The sequence below is a fragment of the Kitasatospora sp. NBC_00070 genome (assembly GCF_045041205.1).
Classification (GTDB): Bacteria; Actinomycetota; Actinomycetes; order Streptomycetales; family Streptomycetaceae; genus Kitasatospora.
In genome coordinates this window covers 6,670,765-6,688,829 of record NZ_CP108247.1, presented here as the reverse complement: position 1 = coordinate 6,688,829, position 18,065 = coordinate 6,670,765, and the positions used below count along the sequence as shown (strand labels likewise).

Sequence of the window (18,065 nt, the reverse complement as noted above, 5' to 3'; positions counted from 1 at the left end):
CCGCGCCGGGGCCACCACGCCAGGGCCGACCGGGTGGTGCCGGCGCCTCAGCCGGCCTCGGGGTGCACCCGGTGCAGGCCGCGCCGGTCGTAGTAGGTGGTCATCCCGAAGCCGAACAGCAGCGCGGCGACGGTGGCGATCACGATCATCACCCAGGCCCTGGTCAGACCGGCGTCGGCCTGCGCGTCGAAGTACAGGATCGACCTGACCCCGTCGCCGAGCTGCCGCATCGGCTCGAACACCGCCAGCGTCCGGTAGAACGCGGGCAGCGCCTGGAGCGGGACGGTCGCCCCCGAGGACGGCAGCGAGAGCGCGATGAAGACGAACATGCTGACCAGCTGGCCGATCCCGCCGAACGCCGCGACCAGCGCCTGCACCCCGAGCCCGACCGCCGCGCTGGCGCAGACCGAGAACACCCAGAGCAGCGGGAGGTGCGAGGCGTCCATGTCCAGGATCACCACGGTGGCCAGCATCACCAGACTGGACGTCAGCACCGCCAGCACCACCGACATCACGCTGGTGATCGCCAGCGTCCTGGTCCGGGTGATCGGCACCAGCGGCAGCTGGGTGCGCAGCGGCCCCAGCTCGCTGGCCGCGTAGCCGAGCGAGACGTCGACGCCGTTGCTGATGATGTTGGCGCCCAGGAAGCCGCAGAGCACCAGCAGCAGCGAGTAGTAGAAGGCCGTCAGCCCGAGCCCGCTGTTCGCCCCGATCGGGTGGCCGACCTCGACCGTCACCGCCAGCGGGTCGGCCAGCAGCAGCCGGGCCGCGTTGCCGCCGCCCTGGGCCGCCGGGAGTGCGGTGAGCGTGCCGCCGAGCTGCTGGGACGCCTGGTGGGCCGCCGCCTGGGAGATCGACGAGGCCAGCGAGGAGGCCAGACTGCCCACCCCGGGGTTGGTGAGCACCAGCAGGGTCGGCCTGACCGGGTCCGGTTGGCCGGCCGCACCGAGGGCGGCCACCGCGGTGGTCAGCCCGGCCGGCGCCTCCAGCACCCCGTACAGCTTGCCGGCGGACAGCTGGTCCATCGCGTCGGCCCGGCTCAGCACCCGCCAGGAGACCTCCTCGGCGGGGTCGGGCGCGGCGGCGATCCCGGTGGTGATCTGCCGCCCGAGGTTCTCCGGTCTGCCGCCGAGGTCGCCGCCGGCGTCGGAGTTGACCAGGCCGATCGGCAGCCGGTGCAGGTCGGCCCGGGGGTTGATGATGCCGCCCAGGTAGAGCAGCGACAGCAGCAGCGCCACCGATCCGACGATCACGGTGGGAAAGATCCACACCTTCGGGTTGCGCAGCACCTGACGGGCGGTCACCTGCGGTGCGGGCTGGTCCGAGGTCATGGCACTCCGTCAACGTCGGTCGGTCGGTCGGCCCCCGCAGCACGCTAACCGCGGACACCCCCGAACCCCGCGACGCCCCGCCCGGACCGGCCCGCACCCTGACCCGTCCGGCCCAGGCCCGTCCGGCCCAGGCAGCGGGCCGGACGGAGGAGCTACCTCACCGGCCGGAGCCCGGAAGCGGACCGCGCTGCCGTGACCGGTGTCCCACCGGTTCGGCCCGGTTGCCGCATTGACCGCAGCCCGCTGCCGCGCTAACTTCCTTGCTGGTCAAGGACATTGCCTAAGTCGGGGCCAGCGGACGGTGGTGGCGGCCGCCGGGTGTCCCCGCGTCGGGGTGCACGGCACCCAGCCCCTCCAGGAGCACCGTCAGATAGCGGCGGGCGGTCTCCACCCGGGTGGCCGGGGTGCTGTGGACGGTCGCGGCGTAGGCGACGCCGCACATCAGCGGGACCAGGTCCGCGTCGGTCAGGTCCTCGCGCACCACCCCGGCGGCCCGGGCCCGTTCGAGCAGTTGGGCGCCGGTCGACCACAGGGCCCGCTTCAGTTCGGTGGTGCGCGGCAGCGCGTCCGTCGGCGCGGCGGTGACCGTGGACAGCGAGGCGTCGGTGACCTGGGCCTCCACGGTCCGGGCCAGGAACCCGGCCAGGGCACGCCAGGGGTCCTCCTCCGACAGCGCGAGCTCCCCGAACGCGGCGAGCTCCTCCAGGCAGGGGGTGGCGATGGTCTCCAACAGCGCCTCGGGGCCGGCGAAGTGCCGGTAGACGGTGCCGACGCCGAGCCCGGCGCGCCGGGCGACGTCGTTGAGCTGCAACGGCGCGCCGGCGTCCACCAGTTCGCGGGCCACCGCGACGATCCGCTCCCAGTTCCGGGCGGCGTCCTTGCGCAGGGGTGCGGTCGTCATGGTCGCAGTCTAACTGGATGGCCCATCCGTATCCCTGGGCCGCCTCAGCCGGCCACCGCCGGCGCCAGGCGCTCACTGAGACGGCGGACGGCCTCGGCGACCCGGGGGTCGGCCGCCGGACGGTACGCGGCCACCGGACGCACACCCGGCCCGATCACCACGCCCGTCCGGCCCGCCAGCGAGTCGTCGGTCGCGGCGAAGACCGAGGACCGGGCCGCCACCGACGCCGGGCCCGAGGTCGAGCGTTCGAACTTCCGCCGCACCAGCGGCCAGAGCAGTCGCAGGCCCGGCGAGACGATGCTCGGATCCCGCATGGTGCCGTCCGTCATCCCGGTCGCGGCACCGCCCGGGTCCGCCGCGAAGACCGAGACGCCGGTGTCGTCGAGCCGGGCGGCCAGGTCCAGCGCGTAGGCCAGGTTGGCGAGCTTGGCGCGGCCGTACCAGTGGAAGCCGTAGTAGCCGCCGGGCGGTTCGACCGCGTCGAAGACGCGCTTGGCGAGGGCGGTCGCGCCGGAGGTCACGTTCACCACCCGGCTCGGCGCACCGGCGCGCAGGGCGGGCAGCAGCAGTTCGGTCAGCAGGTACGGCGAGAGGTGGTTGACGGCGAAGGTCGCCTCGATCCCGTCCACCGAGTCCCGCCGGTCCGGGAACATCGCCCCGACGTTGTTGACCAGCACCGTGAGCGGACCGTCGGCGGTGATCCGGTCGGCGAGCGCGCGGACCGCATCCAGCGAGGCGAGGTCGGCGGCGAGGAACCGGGCGGGGTGCGCCGGGGCCGTGGCATTGATCCGCTCGACCGCACGGGCGCCGCGCTCCGCGTCCCGCCCGACGACGGTGACCGCGAGGCCCGCCGCGGCCAGACCCAGGGCGGTCTCCAGTCCGATTCCGCCCGTTCCCGCCGTGACCACCGCTGTCCGTCGCATCGCCCGACCTCCGCCCATCCGGATGACCTATCCGGGTGACCCCACCCTAGCAGATTCGGATGATCTATCCGTTTCAGCGGACTCGTCCTCCACGGCTGCGCCGACCGCAATACCCCCGGGAGATCCGCGAGGAGTTCCTGACCGAACCGGAGCAGGTCACGGCCTGACGGCCTGTCGGCCGGGGCGGCACCACCCCCACCGATTGGTGCCGCGCTTCCGCACCGCCCGGCCGACCCGCGCCGTCACGGGCTCCCGGGTTCCGCCGGGAGCCGTTCGATCGCCACCATCGCCGCGTCGTCGCCCAGCCGCCCGCCCGCGTGGGCGATCAGGTCGGCGGACAGGCGCCGCAGCAGGGTCTGCGGATCGGACGGCGGGCGGCCGGCCAGCCGCTCGGCCAGCGGATAGAACGCCCCCGCGTGATCCCGGGCCTCGATCACCCCGTCCGTGTAGAGCAGCGCGATGTCGCCCGGCTCGAAGGCGAAGGACTCGACCACGAAACCGGCGTCGAGCAGGCCCGTCAGCCCGAGCGGCGGGGCCGGCTGGCGGACGTCCAGGGACCTGACCCGGCCGCCGCGCAGCACCAGCGGCGGCGGGTGTCCGCAGTCGACCAGCCGGATCGTCGACCCGTCGTCGGGGATGTCGAGCACCACCGCGGTGATGAACGACTCCTGCGTCGAGTCGTCCACCGGACCGTCCTCGTCCTCCTCGGCCGGACCCCCGGGTACTCCCCGGGCACCGAAGACCGCCCCCTCCAGGTGGGCGACCAGGGCGGGGAGGTCGGGCTGCCGGTAGGCCGCCGCCCGGAAGGCGCCGAGCAGCAGGGAGGCGTCACTGATCGCCGCCAGGCCCTTGCCCCGGACGTCCCCGACCAGGAACCGGGTGCCCCGCCCGGTCCGGACGGCCGCGTACAGGTCGCCGCCGATCTGCGCCTCGGCCTCCGCCGCGAGGTAGACCGAGGCGATCCGCAGCCGGCCCATCCGGTGCGGCAGCGGCCGCAGCACCACCGTCTGCGCGGCCTCGGCCACCGACCGCAGCTGGCTCATCTTCCGGTCGTGCTCCTCCCGGAAGTACGCGAACAGGGTCACCAGCGCGGAGATCACCGTCAGCGAGGCGATCTGGACCGAGTGGTTGAGGTCCAGCAGCGTGGTCCGCAGCGCCGCGACGACGATCTGGGCCAGCACGGCGAGCGCTCCGACGCCGGCCGTGGTGCGTGGCCCGGCGAACGAGGCCGTGATCGCGGGGGCGGCGACCAGCAGCGGCCCGAGGTGGACCTCCGGCGGCGCCAGGACGTCCACCACCGAGATGACGACGATCAGCACGAGCGGGATGACCACCAGCGCGCGGCTCTGCTGCCGAGTCCACCGGAGATCCGCGAGCGGCCGCCGAACGTCCATGACTCCTGCATACCCCCAGTACACCGAGGGCGCCCCCGGGCCACGCCCGGCCCGCCGGGGCCGGGACCGAGCCCTGTCAGTAACCCCCTTGCAGCGCGGCCCGGTTGATCTCGGGGCTGTGCAGGATGCGCTCGCCGGCTCCGTTCGCTCCGGCGACGGCGAGCATGGCGCGGCCGATGTTCTCGGTGGTCGTGACGTGGGTGGGTGCGACGCGTCGCAGGATCGGGTGGAGCAAGGAGAGCAGCGGGTACAGCCGCCGGTAGAGCGGGGTGCGGGACTGCTCGCCGTGCTGCGCGTGGATGTAGCCGGGGCGGAACATGTAGGCGTGGAACGGCATGGCGAGCAGCTCGTTCTCGGTGCGGCCCTTGACGCGGGCCCACATCGAGCGGCCGTTCTCGGTGCTGTCGGTGCCCTCGCCGGAGACGTAGACGAAGGTCAGATCCGGACGGTCGGGCAGCGCCCGGGCGGCGGCCAAGGTGTAGTCGTGGGTGATCGTGCGGTACTCGTCCTCACGCTTGCCCGCCGAGGAGACCCCCAGGCAGAAGAAGCACGCGTCGACGGCCTTGAACTCGGCGGCGAGCGCCGAGAAGTCGGTGAAGTCCCCGTGCACCAGCGTGCGCAGCTTGGGGTGATCGACGGCGAGCGGCGCCCGGACGACGGCGGTCACCTGGGTGACCCGGTCGTCCAGGAGACATTCGCGCAGGACGCCTTGGCCGATCATTCCGGTCGCACCGAAGAGCAGAACGTTCACGGGGTCACTCCTGAGTGGGGGCGGATCGACGGGCGGGGTCAGGCGACGTGGACAGGCAGGCGGACGTCGGTGAGGCGCTCGGCCTCGGCCCACAGCCGGGCGTTGCTCGCCGGGTCCAGCGCCCGCTTGGTGATCCGGGCGGGAGCGGTCGGGCCGACCAGGCCGAAGCGCTTGCTCGGGCCGTAGTAGGCGCCCTGCTCGGCGCGCGGGTCGGCGGCCGCGAACAGCAGTGGTTCGGTGCCCTGCCCGACGCCCTGGGTCGGCAGGAAGTCGAGCGAGGTGAGCAGCGAGCGCTTCGGCTTGTCGCGGCCCAGGCTCGCCCCCGCCGTCTGCAGGTTGGTGCGCGTGTAGCCCGGGTGCGCGGCGATGCTGGTCAGTGCCCAGCCGCGCTCGACCGCGAGGTCGGCGAGCTGCCGGGCCAGCATCAGGTCGGCGAGCTTGGACTGGGCGTACGCGCGCATCGGGCCGTAGCGGCGCTCGGACTGCAGGTCCGCGAAGTCGATCCGGCCCATGTTCGCGGTGCCGCTGCTCATGGTCGCCACCCGGGGGGCGTCGGCGGCCAGCAGGGCGGGCAGCAGCCTGACGGTGAGCGCGAACGGGCCCAGGAAGTTGCTGCCGAACTGCAGCTCGAACCCGTCGGCGGTGGTCATCCGGGTGGGCGGCGCCATCACACCCGCGTTGTTGACCAGCAGGTCCAGCGGGGTGCCGGTGGCGACGATCCCGTCGGCGAACTCCTGGACCGAGGCCAGGTCGGCCAGGTCGACCCGGCGTACTTCCAGGTGCGTGCCGGGGTGCTCGGCCAGGATCTCGGCGCGCGCCGCCTCGCCCTTGGCGACGGTGCGCACGGCCATCACGACGTGGGCGCCGGCTGCGGCGAGGCGCCGGGCCGCCTCCCGGCCGGTGCCGCTGTTGGCGCCGGTGACGACGGCGAAGGTGCCGGTCAGGTCGGGAACGTCGTACATGAGAGCTCCTCGGGAGAGATTAAGAGACTGCCGGTCTGTTCTCGCTCCCAAAGTTAGCAGACCCCCGGTCTGCTAACAACAGACCGGGGGTCTGTAGAATTCTCGACATGACGACGTTCCAGCGCGCACGCAGCGAAGAGCAGCGGGAGATACGCCGACGGGCGATCCTGGACGCCGCGGCGGCGATGCTGACCGAGATGCCGGTGGCCCAGGTCAGCCTCAACGAACTCAGCCGCCGCGTCGGGCTCGCCAAGTCGAACGTGCTGCGCTACTTCGAGTCGCGCGAGGCTGTCCTGCTGGAGCTCCTCGACGTCGCCCTGCGGAACTGGCTGACGGAATTCGACACCGCCCTCGCCGACACCGCGGACCCCACCGCGCCCGCCACCGACCGCGCCGACCGCCTCGCCGCCCTGATCGCGTCCTCACTGGCCCGGCAACCGGTGCTGTGCGACCTGATCGGCGCTCAGGCCGCCGTCCTGGAACGCAACGTCTCCCCCCAGGTCGCCGCCGAGTACAAGCGCGCCGCACTGGCCAACGTCGGCCTCCTGGTCGGTTCCGTCCGCCGTCAGCTCCCCGAACTGGACGAGCCCGGGGCGTTCCGGTTCGTGGCCGCCGCCGTCATGCTCACCGGTGCGGTCTGGACGCACGCCGAGCCCTCCCCCGCGATGCTCACCGCCTACCAGGAGGACCCCGAACTCGCCGCCCTGCGGATGGACTTCACCTCCACCCTGCGCGAGATGCTCGAGGTCCACCTCACCGGGCTGCTGGCCCGCGCCCCGCACTGAGCGGTCGGCCCCTTCGGCTCCTACGCGGCTCGGGCCGACCGGTCAGAGCCACTTGTTGCGACGGAAGGCCCGGAAGACCAGTGCGCAGGCGGCGGCGATGGCCAGCAGGACCGCCGGGTAGCCGTACGTCCAGGTCAGTTCGGGCATGTGGTCGAAGTTCATGCCGTAGACGCCGACCACCATGGTGGGCACCGCCACCAGGGCGGCCCCGGCGCTGATCCTGCGCATGTCGGTGTTCTGCTGGAGCGACATCCGGGCCATGCTCGCGCCGAGCATGCTGGTGACCAACTCGTCGAAGGCCAGGATCCGTTCGGCGGCCTGGGTGTGGTGGTCGGCGACGTCGCGCAGGTACGCCGTGATCTTGGCCGGCACCTGGGGCAGCGCCTTGTCGGAGAGCTGCTGCAACGGCAGACCGAGCGGCACCACCGCGCGCTTGAACTCCATCAGTTCGCGCTTGAGCTGGTAGATCCGCCCGGCGTCGTTCGTACGCTCCGGGGAGAACACCGCGGTCTCCAGCTCCTCCACGTCCCGCTCGAACTCGGTGGCCACCTCCAGGTACTGGTCGACCACGTGGTCCGCCACCGCGTGCAGCACGGCCGTCGGACCGAGCGCCAGCAGTTCGGGCGAGCGCTCCAGGTCCTTCCGTACCTCGGTCAGCGGCGGTGCGCTGCCGTGCCGGACCACGATCGCGAAACCCGGTCCGGCGAAGACCATGATCTCCCCGGTGTCGACGATCTCACTGGTGGCCGTCAGCTTGTCGTGCTCGACGTACACGATGGTCTTCAGCACCAGGAAGAGCGTGTCGCCGTAGTGCTCCAGCTTCGGGCGCTGATGGGCGCAGACCGCGTCCTCCGCCGCCAGCGGGTGCAGTTCGAAGGCGTTCGCGATGTCGGCGAACTGAGCCGCCGTCGGCTCGTACAGGCCGAGCCAGACGAACCGGCCCGGCCGCTCCGCCGTCTTTTGCAGGGCCCTGGCCGGCTCCACCCGGCCGGGCAGCCGGTGCCCGTCCTCGTACAGCGCGCAGTCCACCACCGCCTGCGAACCCATCCCGCCACCGCCCTCCGGCCCGAGCCACTCGTGCCACGGCCCGCCAACCTACACCGCCGCCCGCCGCCGGGGCAGCCGCCTCGTCGACGGCTGCCCGGCGGCTGGTGCGGGGGCCCGTCCTGGGTTCAGCCGCGCAGGTGGGCGGGGGTCTCGGGCGGGCAGCTCTTGTGCACGAACGCCCGGCGCAGCTGGTGGTAGCTCTCTCCCGGGTCGAGGAAGTTGTGCCGCATCCGGGCCAACTCCTCGGCGCGGTACGCCGCCAGCGGCTTGACCGCCTCGTCGTCGGCCCGGCGCTGCTTCTTGGTCGCCATCTTCGTCGCCAGTTCGCCTGATCCGGCGATGAGTTCGGCCTGCTGCTGTACCCAGGTGCGGAAGGTGGTGGAGTCGCCGTCGCCGATGCGGTCGACCAGACCGAGGGCCAGTGCCTCCCCGGCCCCGACGGGCAGTGCGGCGTCGGTGAGGCGCTGTGCCTGGTCGGCGCCGACCCGGCGGGGCAGGGTGTAGGTCCAGTACTCGGAGCCGTACAGCCCCATCAGCCGGTAGTGCGGGTTGAGGACGGCGGAGGCCCGGCACCACACCTCGTCGGCGGCCAGCGACAGCATCAGCCCGCCCGCCGCCGCGTTCCCCGCCAGCGCCGCGACCACGTACTTGTCGGTACTGGTGAGAATCGCCTCGACCAGGTCGTCCATCGCGTTGATGTTCGCCCAGGACTCCGCCGCCGGGTCGCCGGCCGCCTCGATCACGTTCAAGTGGATACCGTTGGAGAAGAAGTCCCGCGCCGCCCCCAACACCAGCACCGACGTCGGCCGCACCACCGCCGCCCGGTACGCCGCCAACAGCCGACGGCACTGCGCCGTACTCATCGCCCCACCGGAGAACGTGAACTCCAGGTAACCGACGCCCTGTTCCTCCCGGTAGCGGATCTCCGACCAGGTGTCCCGCCGCGCCGCCACCGACGGCGTGACCGGCACCTCGGGAACCGCCGTGAGTGCCTCGGCGCCCAGTGCGTCAACAGCCGGCAGTTTGAAGGTGGGTGGTCCGCCGGCCTCCCGGCGCGGGCGCAGCTGCGGTATCCACACCGCGCCGTCGGCGGTGGCCCGGCAGACCGCGCCGTCCCTGGTGGCGATCAACTCGCCGGGGCTGCCGCGTAGTTCGTCCTCCGCGCAGCCGCCGTGCAGGAAGTACTCCCGGCCCAGCAGGGTGTCCAGCACCCCGGGCTGACTGTCCGCCGCCCGCAGCTTGCGCAGCACCGTCGCGGTGTCGTCCGCCAACCAGTCGATCCGCCGGAACTCCTGCGCGTGGTAGGGGCGGAGCTGCCCGGTGACGTCCCACTGGGAGTAGTCCAGCGGCTCGGGCCCGTACCAGCCGCCCGCGAACCGCTCGACCGCCAGCAGCACCGCCTCGACCGCCGCATCCGCCACCTCGTTGCGGTACACCTCGCTCTTCCCGCCGGCCCGGACCGTGAACGGCACCGACGCCCAGACCGGCCCCGCATCCATCTCCGCCACCGCCTGGAGCACCGTCACACCCCACTCGGCCGCACCCAGCTGGATCGCCCAGTCCAGCGACGACGGCCCCCGGTCCCCCTTCGGCCCCGGATGCACGATCAACACCGGATACCGCTGCCAGACATCCTCCGGCACCGCCCGGGTCAGCATCGGCGCCAGAATCAGATCCGGTCGGAACCGCTCCACCCCGGCCCGCACCGCCTCGTCCCCCAGCGCGAGTTCGACCCCCAGCGTGTGACCACGCTCCCGCAACTCCACATGGACACGCTGGGTCAGGCTGTTGAAAGCACTGGCGATCAGCAGTACGCGCACGGTGTTCCTCCGGCTAGCAGGCAGGGACTGTCCAGCTGTGGTGGCGGCCCGCAGCGGAGTCGTCCTGCCCAACCCGGGTGCGAGGTAGTCCCCCTTCCCCGGTCTCACTGATCACCAAGCGTCCCGACTGGTCGGTGACTTGGACATATCGGATCGCACTTGGCTACAGATTCATCAAGATCTGATCCGACGCATGGCTTTCTTGTCAGCTCATCGTCAAGCTCTGTCGAGGCAAATTCACTCGCAGTTCCCCTCGACTGGAGTCAGCATGAGCCCCACCTCATCCCAGCGCCGTCACCTCACGGCCGGAGCCATAGCGGTCACCGCCGCCCTCGTCGCCATCAGCGTCCAGACCGGTTCGGCCACCGCCGCCACCGGCCGCGACGCCGCGATCGCCAACGCCCGGGCCAACGTCGGCCACAACGCCGGGGACTTCGGCTTCGGCGCCGGCCAGGATCTCCAGGTCAAGGACGTGGTCATCGACGCGGACGGCAGCCAGCACGTCCGGTTCGACCGCACCTACCAGGGCCTGCCGGTGGTCGGCGGTGACCTGGTGGTACACCAGGACTCACACGGCCGCATGAAGGACTCCACCCGGGGCAACGCCCACGACCCCAAGGTCAGGTCGACCGTCCCGGCCGTCCCCGCGCAGGCCAGCGCAAGCAGTGCGCTGCGTGAGGCTCCGGGCATCGAATCCGCCACCAGCACGCCGGAGTTGGTGATCTGGGCCGCCGCCGGAACCCCCCGTCTCGCCTGGCGCACCACCGTCGCCGGTGTCGGCGAGCACGGCCAGCCGGCCGGCCAGGTCGTCGTCACCGACGCCTCGACCGGCGAGCAGATCGAGAGCTACGCCGCCGAGCACCAGGCCGTCGGCACCGGCCACTCGGAGTACACCGGCGACGTCTCGATCAACACCACTGCGCAGAACGGTGGTTACGCCCTGATCGACCCCATCCGGGGCCACATCACCAAGGACGCGCTCAACCTCTCCTCGTCCTCGATCAAGGCGAGCTCCGGCACGCTGTTCACCGACGCGGACAACGTCTGGGGCGACGGCAAGAAGTTCACCGGCGCACGCGCCACCGCCGCGGTCGACGCCCATGCCAACACCGCCTGGACATACGACTACTACAAGAACACCTTCGGCCGGAACGGCATCAAGAACGACGGCAAGGGCGCCACCGTCTTCGTCCACGTCGGCACCAAGTGGGACAACGCCCAGTGGTCCGACAGCTGCTTCTGCATGATGACCGGTGACGGCGACGGCGTGACCGACCCCGAGCAGGTCGACCTCGACACCATGGGCCACGAGATGACCCACGGCGTCACCAGCGCCACCGCCAACCTGCGCTACAGCGGCGAGTCCGGTGGGCTCAACGAGGCCACCAGCGACATCTTCGGCACCATGGTCGAGTGGTACGCCAACAACGGCATCGACACCCCCGACTACCTGTTCAGCGACCAGTCCACCCCGCCGTGGCTGCGCCGGATGGACAAGCCGTCGCTGGACGGCTCGTCCGCCGACTGCTGGACCAAGAAGGTCGGCCAGCTCGACGTCCACAACTCCTCGGGCGTGGGCAACCACTGGTTCTACCTGGCCAGCGAGGGCAGCGGCAGCAAGACCGTCAACGGCGTCACCTACAACAGCCCGACCTGCAACGGCTCGACCGTGACCGGCATCGGCAACCAGAAGGCCGCCAAGATCTGGTACCGCGCGCTCACCGTCTACATGACGTCCACCACGGACTACAAGGGCGCCCGCGCAGCCTCCCTGAACGCCGCCAAGGACCTCTACGGCGCCACCAGCACCGAGTACAAGGCGGTCGCCGCCGCCTGGAGCGCGGTCAGCGTCAACTGACCCACCAGCACAGCCACCTGTCGTCCGGGGCTCCGGTCAGAGCCCCGGACGACAGCGTGCCCCACGCCTCCCGGCCTCGGCCCCGGTCAGGCCGGGACGAGCGCCTTGGACCGGTCGGCGGCGATGTGTACGGCCAGCCCCGCCAGTACGGTGCCCATCAGGTACCGCTGAACCCGCAGCCAGGTGGGCCGCCGGCCGAGGAAGCCCGCGATCGTGCCGGCCGCCAGCATGACCGCGCAGTTGACGGTGATCCCGACCGTGACCTGCACGAGGCCCAGCAGGAAGCTCTGCGCGGCCACATGCCCCCGGGCCGGGTCGATGAACTGCGGGAGCAGCGACACGTACAGGATGGCGATCTTGGGGTTGAGCAGATTGGTGACCAGCCCCATCGTGAACAGCCGACGCGGTCGGTCGACGGCCAGTTCCTTGGGTGCGAACACCGAGGCGCCACCGGGCCGGACCGCCTGCCAGGCGAGGTAGAGCAGGTAGCCGGCGCCACCGAACTTGAGAGCGGTGTAGACGGCCGGCACCACGGCGAAGATCGTGGCCAGACCGGCGGTGGCCACCCCGAGGTAGACCAGGAAGCCGACCGCCACCCCGGCCAGCGAGATCAGCCCGGCCCGGCGGCCCTGGGTGATCGACCGGGAGGCCAGGTAGATCATGTTCGGGCCGGGGATGAGGGCCATGCCCAGCTCCATCGCGGCCACTCCGGCGACCGCGCCGAGGGAGACGATCATTCGCACCTGCTTTCGAGGAATGCGTCGACCCTATCGCGGCGGCTCCGGAGTGGATCACCCGCCGGCCCACCGACCGCACCGCCGCGCACGAGCAGGGTGCAGATCCACTGAGCGTTGGTCATACGCCCGTGACCAGTGGGTTCGTCCGGGGAGAGTGGTGGGGTTAACCCCCGACTCGATCAGGGGGTATGACGGATGGTCACCAGCGCCGGGTCCCGGAGAGGCTTACGGCATGCGTCTTCACAAGTCCGCCCCCGCCCTGGCCCTGCTCGTCGCGATCGGTGCGACGGCCGCCGTCGTACCCGCCGCCACGCCTGCCGCCGCAGCGCCCGCAGCCTCGTCCGCCGCCGTCCAGTCGGTGTCGGCCGCCCTCGAACGGGCGGCACACCCGCTGCGGACGGCCGAACCGCAGGGAAGTCTCGGCGACCTGCGCCCGCTGGGGCGGATGGCCGGCGATGCCGAGGTGGTGGGGCTCGGGGAGGCGACCCACGGCTCGCACGACTTCTTCACGCTCAAGCACCGGGTCTTCCGTTACCTGGTGGAGGAGAAGGGCTTCCGCACCTTCGCACTGGAGACCGGCTGGAGCGGTGGACTGCGCCTCGACGACTACGTGCTGCACGGCCAGGGCAACCTGCAGCAGATCATGGACGAGGAGTTCCAGAACACCTACGCGGTGTGGAACAACGCCGAGTACCGGGACCTGCTGCAGTGGATGCGCGCCTACAACATCGAACACCCCGGTGATCCGGTGCAGTTCATGGGTGACGACAACGCGTTCGCCGGCCCGGAGCTGTACGACCGGGTGAACGCGTACGCGGCCGCGACCCGCCCGGCACAGGCACCCCGGATCGCCGAGCTCTATCGGGAGCTGCGCCCCACCACCGACGCCGACACCTACATCACCGCCTACCTGGCGCGCCCGCTCGCCGAACGGAAGGCACTCGCGGAGCGGAGCGCAGAGGCGCTCGGTCTGCTCAAGCAGCAGCCCTCCGCCCGCCCGGTCGCGGACGGGGACGACGCGTACACCTGGGCCGTCCAGCACGCGACCGCGATCGACCAGATGACGAAGTTGTTCGCCTACGACTACGACGACCCGCAGGGAGTGGCGGCCGGCATGCGCTACCGCGACTCCGTCATGGCCGAGAACGTGCTCTGGTGGCAGCGGAAGACAGGGGACAAGGTGCTGCTGTCGGCCCACAACGGCCATGTCACGCTCAAGAGTTACACCCCGGACACCCACCCGAAGTCACAGGGGGGCTTCCTGCGCGACGCACTCGGCGGACGCTACGTCAGCATCGGCACGACCTTCGACCGGGGCTCGTTCAACGCGACCGGGGACGACGGCACCGTGCGCCCCTTCACTCTTGGCCCCGCCGGGCCCGGCAGCACCGAGGCGACGATGGACCGGGTGCGCTACCGCGACTACCTCGTCGACCTCAGGAACGTCGGTCCCGCCGGCCGCAGTTGGCTCACCACTCCGCACCCCACCAGGAGCATCGGGAGCGCGTACTCCGACCCCGCCGAGGCACAGGCACAGCTCGCGCTCGCGGAGTCGTACGACCTCGCCATCCACCTGCACGAGGTCGCCGCGGCCCGACAGCGCACCCCTGCACAGGACCGCTCCGCCACTCGGCCGGGCTTCTGACGGCCCGCCGGCGGTGCGCCGGCACGTCAGGTTCCTTCCGGTCAGGGGGTGGGCAGCGCGGGCGGCCTGCTGCGGGGATGTCACGGGCGTGTTGCCCCCGATGGCCTTTCCGGTCCGCCTCTTGATCGTCTCCCCGTCGCGTGTGAATGTGGCCGGGCGCCCGGTGATCGGCCGGGCCGTGCCAGTCGAACCGCGCCGTACCTCGTCCGGCCCGTCGCGGAGAACGGAGGACCCCGGTGCCCTCGCCTTCGCAGCCCCTTCGCAAGCTGGGTTTCCTGACCATCGGTCTGTTCGACCCCGCCGATCCCGGTCGCGGGCACGAGTCGACACTCCAGATCATCGAGCTCGGCGAGCAGTTGGGGTTCGACGGCGCCTGGGTGCGCCACCGGCACCTCCAGTACGGGATCTCCTCCCCCGTCGCCGTACTCGCGGCGGCTTCGCAACGCACCCGCCGGATCGAACTGGGCACCGCGGTCATCCCGTTGGGCTGGGAGAACCCGCTGCGCCTGGCCGAGGACCTCGCGACCGTCGACCTCCTGTCCGGCGGCCGGCTCAACCCCGGCCTCAGCGTCGGACAGCCCCGCCACTGGGACCAGGTCGCCCCCGCGCTCTACCCGGACACCGCCGAGGCCGAGGAGTTCGGCTACCAGCGGGTCGAACGGCTGCTGAGCTTCGTCAAGGGCGAGCCCGCCACCGACTTCAGCGGCGTCGAGGGCATCGAGGTGTACTCCGACCGGGTCCAGCCCGTCGCACCCGGCCTGGCGAACCGCATCTGGTACGGCGGCGGGAGCCTGCGCTCCGCCCGCTGGGCGGGCGAGCAGGGCCTCAACCTGCTGACCAGCAACGTGGTGCGAGCGGAGGAGTCGGAGGACTTCGCCGAGATCCAGCGCTCGCAGATCGAGGCCTTCCGCACCCACCACCCCGACGGCCCGCGCGCCCGGGTGTCCCAGGGCCTGGTGGTCATCCCCACCGACAGCGCCTCACCCGAGCAGCGCGCGAAGTACCTGGACTACGCCCGGACCCGACTCCCCCGCACGACCACCCCGCACGGACCGGCCCGCACGATGTTCGCGCCGGACCTGGTGGGCACATCCGCCGAGATCGCCGAGCGGCTGTACGCCCACGCCGCGTTCCGGGAAGTCGACGAGGTCGTCTTCGCACTGCCCTTCAGCTTCGACCACCAGGACTACGTCCAGATCCTCACCGACATCGCGACCCGACTCGCCCCCGCACTCGGCTGGCACTCCGCAGCCTGAACCGACACCGCCCGGGCCAGGATCAGCCAGAGACACAGAACTCGTTGCCCGCAGGGTCCTGCAGCGTGGTCCACGCAAGGCCCCCCGGCGCAGTGTGCTCACCGACGACCCGCGCCCCCATCCCCACCAGCCGGTCCACCTCGCCCCCACGGTCCGCAGAGGAGAAGTCAACATGGACACGGTTCTTGCCCAGCTTCTCCTCGGGCACACGCTGGAACCCCAGGACGAGGGGTTGGGCCGCGAGGATGACGAACCCGCCGAAGTCCTGGGCAACTTCCACCCCCAGGGCCACCGCCCACCAGTCGGCGAGCTCCCGGGGCTCCGCGCAGTCAATCGTGATCATCTTCGCCGTCAGCTCCATGGACCTCACCGTAGGGCAGAAGGGACGGCGGACACCTTCAGCCACCGCCTGGCAACCCGGTGAACCTCTGCGGTCAACAGCACTGAACCCGCAGGCGGCACGGTCGCGTCATGACCGGCTTGTACACCGACTGTTGCCGTCGGGGAGCGGCAGTACCGGACTACGCCTGGTCCGCCTCGGCGCAGGCGAGGGTCCGTCCACCTGCAGGGCCCACTCGCGCTGCGGCCCAGGGCGGTGAGTGGCGGAGAGGGCAGGATTCGAACCTGCGCGGACCCCGAGAGGTCCTGCTCGACCGTTACCGGCCAGGCACCCGATCAGCCACTCCGGGCACCTCTCCCAAACCTCCGGGGCGGCGCTTGCCCCTTCGGCGTGACACCACTCTGCCCGCCCGGCCTGACCGGGGCCTGACCTATGACTGACCGGCTGCCGACAGTCGTAGACGTACGGCGCGAGCGCCCGGCCCTTGGTGGGGGTGACCGTCGCGCTCCGACGCGGTGTCGTGTCGGGTCAGGTGGCGGGGTGGTCCGGTCAGGCCGGGCAGTTGCCCAGGACGACCTTGCCGCCCGCCTGCGAGGCGGTCGCCGGGTCCACCGTCAGGCACAGGTTCGTCCACTTGTTGATGAACCGGTAGGCCGCCTGGTCGGCAAGGTTCGTGGGCATGATGTTCCACATCTGGTTGTCGGAGATCCAGCGGGTCTCGCAGGGCCACCAGAACAGCTGGGTCCCGGCCGACGGCGGAGTCCCGTTGTTGTAGGGAGTGGTCAGGCACTGGCCGTTGTTGGCCTTGATCCAGAAGTAGCCCATGCTGTCGAAGGTGGACGGCATGGCGGCCTGCCACTGGTGGCTGCTGGGCGCGCTGCTCTGGCAGGCCCGCTGCTGCACCACACCACCCTGCCCGGAGCTGTCGAACTCGGGCCCGCGGGTCATGCACCGACCGTACTTGCTGTCCACGTACGTCTTGTCGGACTTGACCACCCAGATCGCCGGGCTGCTGCTCCTGGCCTCGTAGTACCTGTTGCGGGCGATGATGTCATGCACCAGCGCCCAGCCGGGGTAGTCCATCATGACGATGCCCAGCCGGTTGCCACCGCCGCTGTTGAGGTAGTTCATCAGCCGCAGGTTGACGCCGTCGACCCAGACCAGGTCCTTGCCCCGCAGGACGCCGTAGCCGCCCGCGTACTCGGAGGGGACGTGGTTGAACGGTGCCCGGGAGGCGGAGGTGTAGGTCACGAAGGTCTGGTTGGCGGGGGCCGAGGCGGCCGCGTTGAGGTTCTTGCTGACCAGGCTCCACTTGGCCGGTGCGTCGGTGGCGTTCCAGGTGTCCTCGGTGTGGTCACCGAAGCCGTTGAGGCCGTAGGAGCCGCCGTTGTCGGCGTTGAAGACCGACAGCACGATCTTGCCGCGGGCCTGACCCAGCGTCGGCGGGTCGCTGCGCTTGCCGCTGTTGTAGAACAGTCCCGCGTACTGCTTCGCGTAGGCGTCGAAGAGGGCCGTGTGACTCGCCGTCGGGTGGTCGTCCGTGCAACTGCCGAGGGAGCCGTCGCACTCGGCCCGCAGCCGCATCAGGACGGTCTCGCCCCGGTGGGCCGAGAGGAAGGCCCTCGTCTTGGTCAGGACGTCGTCGAAGTTGGCGTTCTGGTAGAAGGTGCCGTGGTGGATCACGAACTTGTCGTTGATGATGCGGACCCGGATGTCGACCGCGCGGATCCCACGGTCCAACTGCGCGGACAGCGTCGCCGCACTGTCGCCGAAGTCCTGCTGCGTCTGGGCGCTGGAGCCCCCGTGCACGGCCAGCGTCTCGTGCGTGCCGGGAATGGACATCGCCGTCAGCGGTGTGGTCGCCCCCACCTTGCCCATCCAGTCCTGCTGGTCGGCCGAACCGAGGTTCTGGAAGGCGTCGCGGTTGTCCTTCCCCTCGGCCAGGGCGGCGTGCGGTGCGGCCAGCGGGGCCACCACCAGGACAAGGGTGGCGACGGCGGTCACCGTCGCCGTCCGGGTCAGCCGGCGCAGGCGCCTCAACCCGGCCCGGGCCGGGCGAGCGGACGTGGCGGGGGTGTGGGGCATGGCCACCTTTCGGGGAATGGAAGGCCGCAGGCGTGGCCGAGGCCGGGCGCGCTGCTGTGAACCCCTGATGCTCGCCCGGGTGACGGCTTCGACGGTAGAGCCGACGGGGCACCGCGGTGGCGCCGAAAGGGCAGAATCCGTCGAACTCTCGTTCCCGATCAGTACGCCGTGGTCGGCGCCCAGGTCGTTCGAGCAGGTAGGAGCGGAGGTCGTCGCGGACCGCGTCGACG

At 71.3% G+C, this 18,065-nt stretch carries 15 protein-coding genes and 1 tRNA gene; 4 read left to right on the top strand and 12 right to left on the bottom strand.

The features are described from left to right. Positions 1-47: 47 nt before the first annotated feature. From OHV05_RS30435 to OHV05_RS30410, 6 genes are all read right to left on the bottom strand, one after another. Positions 48-1,331, bottom strand: coding sequence for a DUF3533 domain-containing protein (locus tag OHV05_RS30435; protein WP_405020520.1), 1,284 nt, complete (start codon positions 1,329-1,331; stop codon positions 48-50). Between the two features lie 280 nt (positions 1,332-1,611). Beyond that, the gene (locus OHV05_RS30430) at positions 1,612-2,232 is read right to left on the bottom strand and encodes a TetR/AcrR family transcriptional regulator (RefSeq protein WP_405020519.1); all 621 of its coding nucleotides are present in this window, start codon (positions 2,230-2,232) and stop codon (positions 1,612-1,614) included. 44 nt (positions 2,233-2,276) lie between these two features. Beyond that, complete coding sequence (locus tag OHV05_RS30425) at positions 2,277-3,155, bottom strand: SDR family NAD(P)-dependent oxidoreductase (protein WP_405020518.1); 879 nt, start codon at positions 3,153-3,155, stop codon at positions 2,277-2,279. 242 nt (positions 3,156-3,397) lie between these two features. Continuing rightward, positions 3,398-4,549, bottom strand: coding sequence for a PP2C family protein-serine/threonine phosphatase (locus OHV05_RS30420; RefSeq protein ID WP_405020517.1), 1,152 nt, complete (start codon positions 4,547-4,549; stop codon positions 3,398-3,400). Between the two features lie 76 nt (positions 4,550-4,625). Further along, positions 4,626-5,300: an NAD(P)H-binding protein gene (locus OHV05_RS30415; RefSeq protein WP_405020516.1), complete on the bottom strand. Its 675-nt coding sequence runs from the start codon at positions 5,298-5,300 to the stop codon at positions 4,626-4,628. 38 nt (positions 5,301-5,338) lie between these two features. Next, positions 5,339-6,262, bottom strand: a complete 924-nt coding sequence (locus tag OHV05_RS30410; RefSeq protein ID WP_405020515.1) for an SDR family oxidoreductase — start codon at positions 6,260-6,262, stop codon at positions 5,339-5,341. Positions 6,263-6,369: 107 nt separating this feature from the next. Between OHV05_RS30410 and OHV05_RS30405 the strand changes: the two genes are divergently transcribed. Continuing rightward, positions 6,370-7,047 carry a TetR family transcriptional regulator gene (locus OHV05_RS30405; RefSeq protein ID WP_405020514.1) on the top strand — a complete coding sequence of 226 codons (678 nt, stop codon included), beginning with the start codon at positions 6,370-6,372 and terminating at the stop codon, positions 7,045-7,047. A 42-nt stretch (positions 7,048-7,089) separates the two neighbouring features. Here the strand turns inward: OHV05_RS30405 and OHV05_RS30400 are convergent, their stop codons facing one another. Beyond that, complete coding sequence (locus OHV05_RS30400) at positions 7,090-8,094, bottom strand: magnesium and cobalt transport protein CorA (RefSeq protein WP_405020513.1); 1,005 nt, start codon at positions 8,092-8,094, stop codon at positions 7,090-7,092. A gap of 125 nt (positions 8,095-8,219) precedes the next feature. After that, complete coding sequence (locus OHV05_RS30395; RefSeq protein WP_405020512.1) at positions 8,220-9,914, bottom strand: hydrogenase maturation protein; 1,695 nt, start codon at positions 9,912-9,914, stop codon at positions 8,220-8,222. Between the two features lie 268 nt (positions 9,915-10,182). Between OHV05_RS30395 and OHV05_RS30390 the strand changes: the two genes are divergently transcribed. Beyond that, positions 10,183-11,772 (top strand): M4 family metallopeptidase, encoded by a 1,590-nt coding sequence (locus OHV05_RS30390; protein WP_405020511.1) that lies wholly within the window; start codon positions 10,183-10,185, stop codon positions 11,770-11,772. 86 nt (positions 11,773-11,858) lie between these two features. Here the strand turns inward: OHV05_RS30390 and OHV05_RS30385 are convergent, their stop codons facing one another. Beyond that, a complete protein-coding gene (locus OHV05_RS30385; protein ID WP_405021580.1) occupies positions 11,859-12,506 on the bottom strand; it encodes a LysE family translocator in 648 nt (215 codons plus the stop codon). A gap of 235 nt (positions 12,507-12,741) precedes the next feature. On the opposite strand from OHV05_RS30385, the gene OHV05_RS30380 reads away from it, so the two are divergent. Both OHV05_RS30380 and OHV05_RS30375 read left to right on the top strand, forming a co-directional pair. Further along, positions 12,742-14,154 (top strand): erythromycin esterase family protein, encoded by a 1,413-nt coding sequence (locus tag OHV05_RS30380; protein ID WP_405020510.1) that lies wholly within the window; start codon positions 12,742-12,744, stop codon positions 14,152-14,154. A 236-nt stretch (positions 14,155-14,390) separates the two neighbouring features. Beyond that, positions 14,391-15,410, top strand: a complete 1,020-nt coding sequence (locus OHV05_RS30375) for an LLM class flavin-dependent oxidoreductase (protein ID WP_405020509.1) — start codon at positions 14,391-14,393, stop codon at positions 15,408-15,410. Positions 15,411-15,432: 22 nt separating this feature from the next. On the opposite strand, the gene OHV05_RS30370 is transcribed toward OHV05_RS30375, so the two are convergent. The 3 genes from OHV05_RS30370 to OHV05_RS30360 form a co-directional block, all read right to left on the bottom strand. Further along, entirely contained in the window at positions 15,433-15,771 is a 339-nt protein-coding gene (locus OHV05_RS30370) for a VOC family protein (RefSeq protein WP_405020508.1), read from the bottom strand. 239 nt (positions 15,772-16,010) lie between these two features. Further along, positions 16,011-16,108, bottom strand: a tRNA-Tyr gene (locus OHV05_RS30365). Positions 16,109-16,299: 191 nt separating this feature from the next. Next, positions 16,300-17,835: a phosphatidylinositol-specific phospholipase C domain-containing protein gene (locus OHV05_RS30360; RefSeq protein WP_405020507.1), complete on the bottom strand. Its 1,536-nt coding sequence runs from the start codon at positions 17,833-17,835 to the stop codon at positions 16,300-16,302. Between the last annotated feature and the right edge of the window lie 230 nt (positions 17,836-18,065).